We start from the raw sequence: 14,383 nt of genomic DNA on the forward strand, positions 1-14,383 counted from the left end.
AAGTTCTTGAATTAACGGGATTACGCCACCTACAAATTTCAAAACTGCCATTGCGATTTCCATATTATTTCCTCCTTTTTTATTGCTACGAAAATGTGATTTATCTTTATGCCCTCATTATAGTGACCCCTTACACTTTTATCAATACACTCTTATATGCAATATTACATACAAAAAAAACAAGCTGAATTCTTATAAAAAGTTATACAGAGATAAATTTTTCGTTTGGTAAATACTTGAAAACACAAAGCGTTCCTTTGCATTTCATGAGTAATTTACAAGCTTATTGTTGGAAGCATCGCAGAACCGGAAGTAATGAAATACATGCAGGACTGTTACGAGCAGCCAGAAATATTAAGAGTTATCATGGGCAACCGCATAAAAAAAGCTGCTGCCTATAAAATACAGACAGCAACTTCAACTAGAGTAGCTGGCATGATTTACACAAGCTACAGTATTTTTTTGACATACTCATTTTTCACATTTTGTAACTAATAAACAGCGATTGGCCCATAAGGACCTTTGATAATTTCAATTTTCGTTTCAAAAATATCTGTTAAAATTGTTGGGTCCATAACCTCTTCTACTGTTCCAAAAGCAGCAATTTGTCCATCCTTCATAGCACAAATTTTATCCGAATATTTGGCTGCAAAATTTATGTCATGCATAACAGTCAAAATTGTTCTTCCAAATTCATTAGCTGCACGTCTCAAATGCTCCATCATTTGAACAGAACGAGCAACATCAAGGTTGTTCAGAGGCTCGTCCAAAAGTACATATTCAGTCTCTTGGCACAATACCATCGCTACATATGCCCTTTGTCTTTGACCACCAGAAAGCTCATCTAAATATCTATTCTCTAAATTAGTTAAATCTAGGAAATCGATATATTTAGAAATAATAGCTTCATCCTCTTTAGTTAATCTTCCCTTTGAATAAGGAAAGCGCCCAAATCCAACTAATTGTCTAACAGTAAGCCTAGTTACAAAATGATTCTCTTGTCGCAATATGGTCAAAACTTTTGCTAAGTCTTTTGATTTGGATTCAGAAACATCCATATTTGCTACCTGAATTTGGCCTTCATCCATATCTAAAAGTCTTCCAATCATCAATAGTGTCGTTGACTTTCCAGCGCCATTTGGTCCAATTAAAGAAGTAAAGCCCGCTTTTGGTATTTCAATATCCAAAGGTCCTATTTTCACCTTATCAGTATAGAACTTTTTAACATTATCAATTTTTATCATAAAGCCCTCTTCCTTAAAACTATAGTTAAGAATATGATTCCACCAAATAATTCAATAATAACTGAAACTACACCTTGAGCATGGAATACATGATACATTAAAAAGTATGCACTCGTCATTATCAAAAATCCTATTGCAAAAGCCATTGGAAAAATATATCTATGATCATAAGTTGACGCCGCCTGATAACTCAAAGTTGCTACTAAAAAGCCGTAGAAAGTAAGTGGCCCAATTAGAGCTGTTGAAATGGACATCAAAATAGCTACTAATACAAGCGTATAAATTACACTAGGTTGATATTTAACTCCAAAAGAAGTAGCAACATCCTTTCCTAGTGACAAAACATTCAAATTCTTAGAATGAGCAAAAATTAATACTGCTACAATTATGATCATAGGAATTACAATAGGAAAATATGCAGGATCTGCATGATTAACAGAACCAAATAATTTCGCTTGTAAAATATCAAACTCTGAAGGCGCAAGTAGCTTTCTCATAAAAGTTGACACAGAATTTAGTCCGGTACCAATAATAATTCCAACTAAAAGCATAAGTTGTAAATTCCCGTATTTACCGGAAAGTAACCATCCATAAAGTATCAAACTCATGAAGACCATAACAACAACTTGGAATACAAACGATCCAATTCCATTAAAGTTTATTAATGCACTAGCACCAAAGAAGAATATTGTACTCGTATGTATTGCTGAATAAAGTGATTCGAAACCTAAAAGCGAAGGAGTAATAATCTTATTGTTCGTAATAGATTGGAAAGCAACTGTCGACAAGCTATGGCAAACTGCAGCAATAATCATCGCAACAATGGCTATTATCCTTCTCTTAACAACTGGGATAAAAGAAGGTGAATCTATCGGAACTGGATTGTTATAAACTAAAAGTCCATATGAAGAAAGGAGACCTAAAGCGATCAATGTTATCAGTACAATCCAATAACGTCTTGCTTCCTTCTTAGAACGAAAAGCGCTAGCTGATCTACTTTCATTATGAAGGCTAGAATCGATTTCGACATTTTCTTTATTTCTATAGTCTAATGTGATCATCGCAGCCTCCTTGGTTTTCTTTTTCTCAATAAAATAGTAATAAATACGACTGCTCCCACTGTTGCAAGTATTAAAGAAACAGGTACTTCAAAAGGCTTTATAATTGTTCGAGAAATGATGTCACAGGCAGTTATTGTCCCCATTCCGATCACACATACCCAAGGTAAATTACTCCTAAGATCATCTCCCCTAAACATTGAAACAATGTTTGGAACAATTAATCCCAAGAAAGGTAAGTTTCCAATAACAGCTGCAACAATTCCAACTGCAACAGAGATAAGGCCAGTCCCAAAAAGAACAATTCTATTGTAATTAACTCCAAGGCTTGTTGCGACATCTTCTCCTAGTCCAGCTAGAGTCAATCTATTAGCATACATAAAAATAAGCACAGTAACGATAACAATCAGCCATAAATATTCATATCTTCCCACCTGAACGGTAGCAAATGAACCTACGAACCAAGTTTCAATACTTTGCGTCATTTGAAAAAGGAGTCCCAAAAAAGTAGACACTGCAGAAATAACTGCTCCAAGCATCAATCCAATAATCGGAACAATTAAAGACGAACGAAGTTTAACTCTTCTTAAAAATAGAAAGAAAATCATAGTTCCTATAAAAGAAAAAATGATTGCACCAGTCATTCTTTGAACTAACGTCGGGGCAGGAAATAATAAATATACAAAAAGCAGGCCTAAGCCTGACCATTCAATAGTCCCCGTTGTAGTAGGTTCAACAAAACGATTCTGTGTAATTAATTGCATTACAAGCCCTGCCATCGCCATTGCAGCTCCAGTAAGCATTAATGCAACTGTTCTCGGAACACGAGTTATGAAAAACATCTCCATTCCGTCCTCTTGTCCACGTATATCATAAACTCCAGTAAACAGTGATATAATCCCTAAAATTGTAACAACTATAATCGCTATTATAAAAGGTTTTGTCCATATTTTATTGTGATTATAAAACTGGGGTTGAGAAATATTCTCAACCCTAGAAATCATATTTTTTGACACTGTTTCGTACTCCTTTACACTACTTAGCTAAAGTTTTTGCGATATTTCCAAATAACTCTATATAAGTCTGAATTGATTCATTTGTGTAAGTATCTGCTGGTGCATAAACAACTTGTTTTTTAGAAACAGCAGTTGTGTTTTGAAGAGCTGGTGATTTAGAAATAACATCTTGAGCAGGAGCTGACTTAGCAGCATCAGATGTTGCAGCATCACGATCTAATACGAAAAGCCAATCAGGATTTGTTTGTGCAATAGCTTCAACAGAAACGTCATCACCTTTATGACCTGCAGTAGAATTAGCAACTTCTAGTGCTGGAGTCCAACCGAAAATTTCATACATCGGTCCCCAAACGCGACCAGAATGTGGAGCAGCAAAACCAATATTTCCACCAGTAACAATAACACTCATAACTTTATCTTTTCCATTATAAGCAGATTTTACTTTTTCAATAGATTTATCAAAATCAGCTACTACTTGTTTAGCTTCTTTATCTTTATCAAAGATTTTCCCTAAAGTAATTGTAGAATCTGTAAGTCCTTTTACTAAGTTTTCGCCAGGCTTAGTAGCTTTTTCAGAAACATCAACATTAAGATCAATAACAGCTGCATTTGGCACTAATTTTTTGATTTCTTCGTAATGACCAGCAAATCTTTGACCAACGATTACAAGTTCAGGGTTTGCCGCTGCAATAATTTCAAGATTTGGTTCGCGGTGATTCCCAATATTTTTAACTGAATCATCTTTTACATATGCTGAATCTGCAGGCATTACATCCTTTGGAGCAGCCGCTAATTTAATTCCCCAATCAGCTAAAGTTTCAAAAGTTCTATTATCTAAAGCAACTACATTTTTTGGATTTACAGGGACTTTAACAGTTCCATGTGCATCAGTGATTTCAACTGTTTTTGGCTTATCACTACTATCACCTTTATTAGCTTTCGAAGTTTCCTTACTTGAATCTGAGCAAGCCACTAACATTAAAGTGAAAATTGCTAAAATACTTACTAATTTTAAAAGCATAGTTTTTTTCATACGTATACTCCTTATAATGTAATTTAGTTCGAAAATGATAACGTCCATAGATTAAATTAGATAGTAACTTTTATGTATCTAAATTGCTATTGATAATCATTTTCATTTGAACATCCTGTTAATAAGTATAGTCATTAATTATGTGAAAATCTTGTGAATGGTGTGAGTTAATACAATTAAACATACATTAGATACAGTCTCATCTAATGCGCACTAGAGTCATCCCCCACACGTACTAATCAATAGATTGGGCACCTTATAAACCATGATTTCTACTGCAAAAAAAATGCCCATGAATAGCTAATTTTTCATAATCCATTGCCTGGTAGCAATCTTCTTTTTATAGTTTCCGTCTTTTAATATTTCACAGAAACTATTTGATTATCAGGTTTAATAGAAAAAACGAGTAAAACTGTATGAAATAGTTTTACTCGTTTTTTCTATTATGACAAACTGTACTTTACCTATTATCTTATTTTATCATTCAATCATTGAATAGCCCCTGCCATGTATCGTTTGAATATATCTATCTCTCTTCTCGCACTTTAACTTTTTTCTTACATACCCAATATATAAATCCACTACATTGGGATTGACTACTACGTTATATCCCCAAACCTGGTTCAAAAGCATTTCACGGCTCAATATTGTATTTTTATTCTTGATTAAAAATACAAGTAAATCGTACTCGCGCTTAGTAAGCGTGAGATTTTTACCACCTTTTTTTACAATATTGCTAGATGCATCAACAAAGAGATCTTTAAACTGAAAAAAGTTTGTCTCATTTTGCTGGATACAGTCACTTCTCCTTAAAATAGCTTGAACCCTCGCTACTAATTCTTCTTTCACAAACGGTTTTCTAATATAATCATCTGCTCCTGCTTGTAGCCCTGCTATGCAATCCTTGCTAGAAATATTGTCGGTCACAATAATTATCGGTGTCGTTTTAACAAGTCGTATTTGTCTACAAATTTCTGGCCCCGATATACTTAACGAATCCCAATCCAATATGATAATATCCCAATCTTGTTCATATACTATATTTAAACCTTGGTTTTCATTGTGAAGTTTTAAAATGAAATAGCCCTCTTGCGTTAGACCGCTTACGATTTTCTTTGCAAAAGACCGTTCATTCTTAATTACTAACACCTGCTTCACCGATGGTTCACCTCTACTTCAATATAACTTAGTTGGATAAAAAGTTATCCCAAAAAAATAATTTAAGATCTATAAATATTAAATCCCTAAAAAAGCCGTTATAACAGCTTATTAGGAGAACTCTATATAATCTTACAATAGATATGGATGAAAACACAAAATATATGAAGATTTAAATACATATTATTTAATCATTAAGAGCAACTATATTATCTAGTTGCTTATTATCAATAACTATTCATTCAGTTTCTGTTTCAAGGGTACCATCCTCAACTTAAGCATTTTATAAAACCACAAAACAAAAAAACTGTATTCTTTCTATTGTTTTAAATCTAGAAAATAAATTGGTTGGGAAGAGGATAAAAAAGAGTCTGAAACAAAGTGAAAAAAAGGGACGAAATTAGGGAGACTACCATTAGAAAAGGAGAAGATTTCAATTGTATTATAGCAATAAGTATTCAATAAAAGGAATTATTCAAAAAACAGGAGTTTCACAAACTTCTCTTTATAGGGCTATTAATTCTGATAAACAAAAAAAGAATAGTATATTTATATTTTTGCTGTTTATCGTGCACTTCGAAATACTAGAACATTCTATTATTTATCTCTCGAATAAAAATTATGGGATAGATATTTTGGGTATAACAAAAGTTAGTCACTACTTCTATTTTGGCTAATTCATCGTTAAGTAGGGTAAGCATTTTTGCTCATGCAGAAAAAGCGAAGTTCAATCAAATGTTCCTAGCATTGTGGAAAGAGATTCTTATTGTAATGATAAGAGTATAAAATAAATGTCACTTTACCCATAAGCTGGCCGTGTGTTTTATTAATGTAGCTTTGGAATAATATTTGGTTAAATTGATACTAATAACCTTAATATACGAGCAAGTGGAACTGACGCTTTCGTTAGTTAATAGGTCACTATGCTCTCTTGATATGATTTCTTTACCCGTTCAATTTGAGCAAAGTGGCCTTGTATATGTTGAAGATCTTTCAATTGAAAATAACCTATAAATCATTTATAAATAAAGTTGTTCTTTGGAAGGTTTATCCAAATATATATAGAAAGTATGAAAAAAATAAAGTTTAATCTGACCAAAGGAGATGAAGAAATTGTTTAAAAAAGTCGGTATAGGAGTATTTTCTACAGCAATTGTATTAAGTGCCAGTATAGGTTTTTCAGGTATTGTATCCGCAGATAGTCCATCTGCAAATGAACAAGTTAGGAATGGAGAATTTGAGGATGGGCTAAATAACTGGATTTTATCTAACCCTAATTCTTCTACCGAGAATATCGGCACTTCTGAACCCGGCAATCATTATCTCAAATTAATACATGCAGACACAGCCTATCAACTTGTTACTGTAAAACCGAATACAGAATATACATTAACATTTGATATAGCGGGAAGTATAGTTTCCCCATCAGAAGTAACAGTAGGTAATCTGAATGCCAATCAAGAAATCGTTCCATTAACAAAGAAGCAGTATACAGGATTTAAGCCGGAACATCATGAGATAAAGTTTAAAACAGGGGAGGATGTGTCAAACTTTGCTGTCAAACTTGCTTCTACAGCAAATGGGAGGGCTAAGTTTGATAATGTACACTTAAAGGAAAAGGAGAAATCTTATATTTTAAATGTTGATTTTGACCACAATTCAAGTTTAGAACCTCTTAAACCATTTGGCGATGCAAAATCCACTATTGAAGAGCATGTAGGAGTAAATAACTCTAAAGGACTTCATTTAAAAGGATTATACGGTGGGCTTAGGGGAAACGTAGCTTTGAAGCCTAATACTACATACATACTTTCCGTATCTGGAAAAGTAACTTATCCTGATGAAAGTATACACGTATTTTTAGGGAGTAAAGTAATAGGCCAACGGTTTTTGGAACTTAGGTCCTCACAGTATGAACAAAAATCGCTCGAATTTACTACTCTAAATGATAGTTCTCCAATTGAATTGATAATTGATCTTCCTGCCGTATTACCAAGAATTGATGTCTCTCTTGATGACAATATTGACAATATTAATGCCTATCTTGATGATATCGTACTAGTTGAAAAGTAGCCATATGCCTATCGACTTGAGACTTTGAAATATATCCAAAACGAAATTTGTTCTTTCTGCATTTATTTATGGGAATTCAGCTCGTTTTTTCATTTTGAGGAACAATGAATTTCTTAAGTTGATGGCGATGTGATGCTATCCCTAAAAGTCGCGACTTTATTTAAAGGCGACATTAAAAATATTCTTGAAATCCTGGAAGCACAAGTTGGCCGTATACTAAAAGAAGCATAAGTTGACCAAAACGGCCATCTTATGCTTCTTGTTATATACAAAATAAAAAAACCACCAAATATGTATTGGTGGAGACGGTGGGAGTCGAACCCACGTCCAAAAATATCGGCACTTAAGCTTCTACGAGTGTAGTCGATATATTAGCATTTCGCGAACTCTTCGGCCTATCGACAGGCTTCCAAGTTGCTAGTCTGATTGTTCTCTTCCTTCGCCCTCAGACGGCGAACTCCGGCGTAGTCCACTTAGTTTGAGTCCCTTACCCTACCACATGGACGATGGAGGGAGGAACCTTTAGTGCAATTAAGCAGCTAAAGAAAGATTGTTTTGTTTGCCAATTATAGGCTTTGACGTTTTAACGAGGCCGATCCCCTCGACTCGCAACCTAAGCTCGAACTATCCCTGTCGAATCCGTAACGTCCCCATGATAAAAATGGAGCATACGAAGAAATATCGTGATAGCTACTAAGAGCTGTTTTTCAATGTGCAACAACCTTACATAAGTTATTATATCATACGCGCGCCGTTTTACAAATGTAAATATCTGTATTACATCTTTTGACGATCACGGAACACGCGTGCAATTTCACGTTTAGCTTCTTTCTCTTTTAAATCGTGACGCTTATCATATTGCTTCTTACCTTTTGCTAAACCAAGTGCCATTTTCGCAAATCCATTTTTCAAATAGATTCTAACTGGAACTAATGCATATCCTGTTTCTTTTGCGTAACCTGCTAGCTTATCAATTTCTTTTTTATGAAGAAGTAACTTCCTTGTACGTAGCGGATCGTGATTGAAACGATTCCCTTGTTCATATGTGTTAATATGCATATTATGAACCCATACTTCACCGTTATGTATACGTGCAAACGCGTCTTTCAAGTTCACGCGTCCAGCGCGAATCGACTTAATTTCCGTTCCTTGAAGGACAAGCCCTGCTTCGTATGTTTCTTCGATGAAATAATCATGAAATGCTTTTTTATTTTGCGCAATAACCTTACCTGTACCTTTTGGCATATAACGTCCCTCCTCTATTTTTACCATTGTAACAAATGTAAACAAAAAGCGAAAGTGGCTCGCTTAGAATCTTTGGACATTGGAGCTCCCGACAGAGAAGCGCTTTTTGCTTCGTCCGAGGGCGCGAAATGGCCAATAGATTCTAGCCACTGTAGCTGGATTCCAACAAAAAGCGAAAGCGGCTCGCTTAGAATGTAAGGTAGATGGAGCTTCTGACCTTGAGGCGTTCTTTGCCTCCTGGGAAGAAGCGAAACCACCAAACATTCTAGCCACTGTAGCTGGATTCCACAAAAAGCGAAAGTGGCTCGCTCAGAATGTGAGGTGGATGGAGCTTCTGACCTTGAGGCGTTCTTTGCCTCCTGGGAAGAAGCGAAGCCACCAAACATTCTAGCCACTGTAGCTGGATTCCACAAAAAGCGAAAGTGGCTCGCTCAGAATGTAAGGCGAAGCCACTCTTTTCTTACTTGCGCTTTTTCTTTTTCTTCTTGAATCCTGGTACATTTTCAAAGAATCCTTTTTTCTTCTTACCATTACCATTACTATTACTATTACCATCTTTTTTCCCTGGCTGACTAGCGGATGTGGATGCAGATGCTGATGCAGATGCTTTTCCTTTTCCTTGTCCACCACGATCAAACTTTCTTCCTGTGCCGCGTTCACCACCGCGCTCATTACTACGTTCGCTACGTCCACCGCGTTTCTTTCTGCCTGTTCTTGGCTGTTCAATCACAACTGGACGATCTTTGAACTTACGACGAGGTGTGCCTTTCATGCCAACGATTTCAAAGTCGATTGCGCGCTCGTCTTTATTTACGTTAATAACACGAATTGTAATTTCGTCACCGATGCGGAATACGTTACCTGTACGTTCTCCGATCATCGCAAAATGTTTTTCGTCATAACGGTAGTAATCATCTGTTAAATAGCTAACGTGTACAAGACCTTCAATTGTATTTGGAAGCTCTACGAATAAACCGAAGTTTGTTACAGAGCTAATCATACCGTCATACTCTTCACCGATCTTATCGACCATATACTCTGCTTTTTTCATTTCGTCTGTTTCACGCTCTGCTTCAACAGCACGGCGTTCCATATTAGAAGAGTGCTCTGCAATCTCAGGTAAGTTTTCACGCCATTTCGCTTGCGTTTCGTTGTCTACTTTACCATTAATGATGTATTCACGAATCAATCTATGAACAATCGTATCTGGGTAACGACGAATTGGCGATGTGAAATGCGTGTAGAACTCAGTTGATAAACCAAAATGTCCTAAGCTGTTCGAGTCGTAACGTGCTTGCTTCATAGAACGAAGCATAACTGTTGAAATGACTATTTCTTCCGGCTGACCTTGAACCATTTCAAGAATTTGCTGCAATGCACGAGGGTGTATTTCATTCGCACGTCCCTTTACTGCATATCCGAAGTTTGTTACAAACTCGAAGAAACGCTCAAGCTTATCTTCTTTCGGATCTTCATGGACACGGTACATAAACGGTACGTTCATCCAGTGGAAATGCTCCGCTACTGTTTCGTTCGCAACAAGCATAAACTCTTCAATTAACTTCTCTGATACAGAACGATCACGCATTACAACATCAGTCGGTTTTCCTTCTTCATCTACTAGTACTTTCGCTTCTTTAAAGTCAAAGTCAATCGCACCACGGCGCATACGTTTTTCACGTAAAATTTGTGCTAACTGCCCCATTTCTTTAAACATTGGTACTAGCGGCTCGTAACGTTCAATTAGTGCTTCGTCTTCATCTTCTAAAATGCTTCTTACGTCAGCATACGTCATACGCTCTGTCGTTTTAATTACACTTTGGAAAATCTCGTGTTTTACAACATCACCTAGATTGTTGATTTCCATTTCACAAGATAGTGTCAGACGGTCTACTTTCGGATTTAATGAACAAATACCGTTTGATAAACGATGCGGAATCATCGGAATTACACGGTCTACAAGATATACACTCGTCGCTCTCTCTGCTGCTTCAACATCAATTGGAGAACCTTCTTGAACGTAATGACTTACATCCGCAATATGAACACCAAGCTTATAGTTACCGTTCTCAAGCTTCGTTACTGTAACAGCGTCATCTAAGTCTTTCGCATCCGCACCATCAATTGTAACAATCATTTGATCACGTAAATCACGACGATCTTTTATATCTTCTTCTGAAATCGTTTCTGGTACACTGTTTGCATGCTCCATCACTTCTTCAGGGAATGCTAAAGGTAAATGATGTTTATGAATGACAGATAAAATATCTACTCCTGGGTCATTTTTATGACCTAGAATTTGAATAACTTCACCTTCTGCGCTTAAACGGTTCTCTGGGTAGCCCGTAATTTTCACAACTACTTTATGGCCTTCTACAGCGCCCATAGATGCACTTTTCAAGATGAAAATATCACTTGTCCAGCGTTTATTATCAGGTATAACAAATCCAAAGTTCTTTGACTCTGTATATGTACCAACTAGTTCCTTCGTTCCACGCTCTAAAATACGAACAATCGCGCCTTCTTGGCGTGATCCACTTGATTGTGCGCTAACACGTGCTAATACTGTATCACCATGAAGTGCACCATTTAATTCTGTCGGCGGGATGAAAAGATCATCATCTCCTGTTTTCTTCTCTTCTGGAACGACGAACGCAAAACCACGTGCGTGCCCAATTAATTTACCGCGTACTAAATTCATTTTTTCTGGAAGACCGTAGCGGTTACTACGTGTGCGGATAACAAGCCCCTTCTCTTCCATCATTACAAGTGCCTTTACAAAATCTTTAAAGCCCTCAGAGCCTTCGATTCCAAATGCCGATTCTAATTCTTGTATCGTTAACGGTTTATACGCTTCTTCCCTCATAAATAATAACAACTTATCAATATGTTCTTGCATGATTTCTTCCAAGCAGAAATACCTCCTTTAAACCCTTATATTATTTAGTGTATCCGAAAGATGGGGGATGTATAAAGTGAAACTTTAATCATCTCCCAATGATTTTTTACAGCTTTCATAAAGTGTAACTTTAACCAGTGGTTTTTTGTCCGTCCCCACTGATTATTAGCCCACAAATAGCGGGATAAAAATTCCCTTATGAAAAAAAGAGGCAACTAGACCTTACCAATCTAGTTGCTCCAAGAAGTTATATACATCCTCATGTAGCACATCACGTTCTTTATCAAGTGTAATGACATGCGTAGAGTCTTCATACCATTTAATGTCTTTTAACGTAGATTCTACACCGTTATAAATAATGTTAGCACTATCTGTATTAATCATCTCATCATGACGTGCTTGTACAACGAATGTTGGAGCATAAATCATATCAACATTATTGCGTACGTCACGAATCAACTCCTGTAATGCTTTTAATGTATTCATTGGTGTCTGTTTGAATTCAAACATTTCCTGCTCAATTCGTTCTGGTGATTTTTGCTCACGCTTTTTATATTCGCGGGCATATGCCAATATACCTTGGTACATAATTTCTTCACTTTTAATGTACATCGGTGCACACATTGGTACAACACCTAAAATCGGTAATGTATAAGCAAGTTTTAATGAGAATACTCCGCCTAATGATAATCCAACCGCAGCTATTTTCTCGTAACCTTGATCTTTTAAATGCTGGTAGGCATTCATTACATCTTTCCACCAGTCTTCAGGGCCTGTATGAACAAGCTCTTCTGGTGGTACACCGTGTCCTTTATAAATTGGCGCATGACAAGTATAGCCTTTCTTCTCTAAGAAACGCCCTAGCATGCGTACGTCAGCTGAGTTCCCTGTGAATCCATGTAATAATAAAACAGCGCGGTCTCCACCTTCAAATGTAAATGGTTTCGGAGATGCTAATTTCATCATGTACTTCTCCTCTTTCTCTTCTGTAATCTAGTCGTATTCTTTCTATTCTTAGTGTACCATATTTATAATTCTATAATCTAATTAGAAACTTTTTTTGAATAACAAATCAAAAAAAGAAGAACCATTAGCATAATCCGCTAACGCTTCTTCTTTTAATTTTATAAATTTAAGTACGTAACACCAATTGTTAGTACGAAGAATAGTACAGCTAAGACAACTGTAACACGGTTTAATACCGCTTCAATTCCACGTGCTTTTTGCTTACCAAACAATTGCTCTGCACCACCTGAAATAGCGCCTGAAAGGCCTGAGCTATTACTAGACTGCATAAGTACCATAACAATCATTAAAATCGATACAATAATAAGTAAAACTGATAATAACGTATGCACTTGGCGTACCTCCTACAAAGATTCAGTTATTTTAAATGTAGCATAAATCCTATAGAAAAGCGAGAGCTATAGAATCGCTCTCGCTTTTCTTCTATTACATGAACATCATTGCGAATAACGGTCCAAGCAAACATGTCAAAATTGCTGTTAATGTCATTGTTACCGATCCAATAACACCTTCATGCTCATTATTTTTCATCGCTCTCATAACACCCATAATATGAGACGCACATCCAAAGCCAATCCCTTTACCAACTGAGTTTGTAACACGGCTCCATTTTAATAAAATTGGTCCTGAAATCGTTCCAGTAATCCCTGCGATAACGACGAATGCTGCTGTTAAGGACGGGACACCACCAACTTGTTCAGATACACTCATCGCAACTGGCATTGTCACTGATTTTGGTAAAGAAGATAAAATTAAGCTTTTATCTGTTCCCATAAGTGTGGCGATAGCAAAATCACTTGCAATAGCAACTGTTGTACCTACTAATACACCACCAGCAATTGGTACAACATATTTTTGCAGAACATGACGTTGTTTATAAAGCGGGATTGCAAATGCTACAACACCTGGTCCTAGTAGCTTCGCAATCCAGCCACCACCACTTTCCATATAATTTTGATATGGTATATCAAGCAGTATAAATAAGAAAGCCATTAATCCTGTTGCAACAAGCATTGGAATGGTAAATGGTGTTGGAAATAATTTGTAGATTTTTTTAGATAATTGATATAATAGCACCGTAAAAAGAACCCAACCGATTCCGATTAATATTTGGCTCATTGTGTCTCTTTTTCCTTTCTATTCGCAAGATATTGTCCTGTATGTCCTGCGACAATAATAATTAAAAACGTACTCGCTACAACTGTAATGAAAAGGGAAATTCCTTTACTCATAAAAAAAGCACCGTAATTCATTAAGCCAAGCGTTGGCGGAATTAATAAAAACGGCATAATAGCAACGAGTGTTTCTGCTCCTAAATCAAACCATTTCACTGGAAGTACTTTTAGGCTAAGCAAAACAAGTAGGAGGAACATCCCAATCAAACTTCCTGGAATCGGAAGATTCAACATTTCTTGCACCCAATTTCCAACCATATAAAATACATAAAGAGCAGCAATTTGGACAAGAATCTTTGTAAGTTTCATGTTCATCATCCCTCATGTTTATACGATCTTCTGTTAATATCCTTATCATAGTATAAATTGTAAAAACCTGCAATTTATCAAATCGACAACGAAAACCCACTATATTATACGCTTACACCCTTGATATGACTGCGTTTCCTAATGTGA

The 14,383-nt window shown here is 36.2% G+C and carries 12 protein-coding genes and 1 other RNA gene; 1 reads left to right on the forward strand and 12 read right to left on the reverse strand.

Annotated elements, in window-relative coordinates; all coding sequences use genetic code 11:
* Positions 1-491: 491 nt before the first annotated feature.
* The 5 genes from AC0IXC_RS17980 to AC0IXC_RS18000 form a co-directional block, all read right to left on the reverse strand.
* Positions 492-1,244 carry an iron ABC transporter ATP-binding protein gene (locus tag AC0IXC_RS17980; RefSeq protein WP_002089518.1) on the reverse strand — a complete coding sequence of 251 codons (753 nt, stop codon included), beginning with the start codon at positions 1,242-1,244 and terminating at the stop codon, positions 492-494.
* A complete protein-coding gene (locus AC0IXC_RS17985; RefSeq protein ID WP_002089519.1) occupies positions 1,241-2,305 on the reverse strand; it encodes an iron chelate uptake ABC transporter family permease subunit in 1,065 nt (354 codons plus the stop codon). Before AC0IXC_RS17985 ends, AC0IXC_RS17980 begins: the two co-directional genes overlap by 4 nt.
* Entirely contained in the window at positions 2,302-3,318 is a 1,017-nt protein-coding gene (locus tag AC0IXC_RS17990; protein ID WP_002143714.1) for an ABC transporter permease, read from the reverse strand. Before AC0IXC_RS17990 ends, AC0IXC_RS17985 begins: the two co-directional genes overlap by 4 nt.
* 19 nt (positions 3,319-3,337) lie before the next feature.
* On the reverse strand, positions 3,338-4,351 hold the full coding sequence (locus AC0IXC_RS17995) for a siderophore ABC transporter substrate-binding protein (RefSeq protein WP_471653108.1): 1,014 nt from the start codon (positions 4,349-4,351) through the stop codon (positions 3,338-3,340).
* Positions 4,352-4,831: 480 nt separating this feature from the next.
* A complete protein-coding gene (locus AC0IXC_RS18000; protein WP_002034688.1) occupies positions 4,832-5,509 on the reverse strand; it encodes a response regulator transcription factor in 678 nt (225 codons plus the stop codon).
* Between the two features lie 1,113 nt (positions 5,510-6,622).
* Between AC0IXC_RS18000 and AC0IXC_RS18005 the strand changes: the two genes are divergently transcribed.
* A complete protein-coding gene (locus tag AC0IXC_RS18005; RefSeq protein WP_326996750.1) occupies positions 6,623-7,582 on the forward strand; it encodes a choline-binding protein A in 960 nt (319 codons plus the stop codon).
* Positions 7,583-7,879: 297 nt separating this feature from the next.
* On the opposite strand, the gene ssrA is transcribed toward AC0IXC_RS18005, so the two are convergent.
* The 7 genes from ssrA to AC0IXC_RS18040 all read right to left on the reverse strand — a co-directional run bounded on the left by ssrA (position 7,880) and on the right by AC0IXC_RS18040 (position 14,245).
* Positions 7,880-8,234, reverse strand: a transfer-messenger RNA (tmRNA) gene (gene ssrA / locus AC0IXC_RS18010).
* A 125-nt stretch (positions 8,235-8,359) separates the two neighbouring features.
* On the reverse strand, positions 8,360-8,827 hold the full coding sequence (gene smpB / locus AC0IXC_RS18015) for an SsrA-binding protein (protein WP_193652127.1): 468 nt from the start codon (positions 8,825-8,827) through the stop codon (positions 8,360-8,362).
* Positions 8,828-9,287: 460 nt separating this feature from the next.
* A complete protein-coding gene (rnr, locus tag AC0IXC_RS18020; RefSeq protein ID WP_471653185.1) occupies positions 9,288-11,726 on the reverse strand; it encodes a ribonuclease R in 2,439 nt (812 codons plus the stop codon).
* 222 nt (positions 11,727-11,948) lie between these two features.
* Complete coding sequence (locus AC0IXC_RS18025; protein ID WP_162836430.1) at positions 11,949-12,689, reverse strand: alpha/beta hydrolase; 741 nt, start codon at positions 12,687-12,689, stop codon at positions 11,949-11,951.
* Between the two features lie 161 nt (positions 12,690-12,850).
* On the reverse strand, positions 12,851-13,084 hold the full coding sequence (gene secG / locus AC0IXC_RS18030) for a preprotein translocase subunit SecG (RefSeq protein ID WP_002016062.1): 234 nt from the start codon (positions 13,082-13,084) through the stop codon (positions 12,851-12,853).
* Positions 13,085-13,178: 94 nt separating this feature from the next.
* The gene (locus tag AC0IXC_RS18035; protein ID WP_471653109.1) at positions 13,179-13,871 is read right to left on the reverse strand and encodes an LrgB family protein; all 693 of its coding nucleotides are present in this window, start codon (positions 13,869-13,871) and stop codon (positions 13,179-13,181) included.
* The gene (locus tag AC0IXC_RS18040) at positions 13,868-14,245 is read right to left on the reverse strand and encodes a CidA/LrgA family holin-like protein (RefSeq protein ID WP_002016064.1); all 378 of its coding nucleotides are present in this window, start codon (positions 14,243-14,245) and stop codon (positions 13,868-13,870) included. Before AC0IXC_RS18040 ends, AC0IXC_RS18035 begins: the two co-directional genes overlap by 4 nt.
* Between the last annotated feature and the right edge of the window lie 138 nt (positions 14,246-14,383).

The sequence above is a fragment of the Bacillus sp. AC266 genome (assembly GCF_979253805.1).

Excerpts from the sequence above, each read along its gene's own strand:
- AC0IXC_RS17995 (WP_471653108.1), bottom strand. The coding sequence starts at position 4,351 with ATGAAAAAAACTATGCTTTTAAAATTAGTAAGTATTTTAGCAATTTTC.
- AC0IXC_RS18035 (WP_471653109.1), bottom strand. The coding sequence starts at position 13,871 with ATGAGCCAAATATTAATCGGAATCGGTTGGGTTCTTTTTACGGTGCTA.
- smpB (WP_193652127.1), bottom strand. The coding sequence starts at position 8,827 with ATGCCAAAAGGTACAGGTAAGGTTATTGCGCAAAATAAAAAAGCATTT.
- AC0IXC_RS17980 (WP_002089518.1), bottom strand. The coding sequence starts at position 1,244 with ATGATAAAAATTGATAATGTTAAAAAGTTCTATACTGATAAGGTGAAA.
- AC0IXC_RS17985 (WP_002089519.1), bottom strand. The coding sequence starts at position 2,305 with ATGATCACATTAGACTATAGAAATAAAGAAAATGTCGAAATCGATTCT.
- AC0IXC_RS18025 (WP_162836430.1), bottom strand. The coding sequence starts at position 12,689 with ATGAAATTAGCATCTCCGAAACCATTTACATTTGAAGGTGGAGACCGC.
- rnr (WP_471653185.1), bottom strand. The coding sequence starts at position 11,726 with ATGCAAGAACATATTGATAAGTTGTTATTATTTATGAGGGAAGAAGCG.
- AC0IXC_RS18040 (WP_002016064.1), bottom strand. The coding sequence starts at position 14,245 with ATGATGAACATGAAACTTACAAAGATTCTTGTCCAAATTGCTGCTCTT.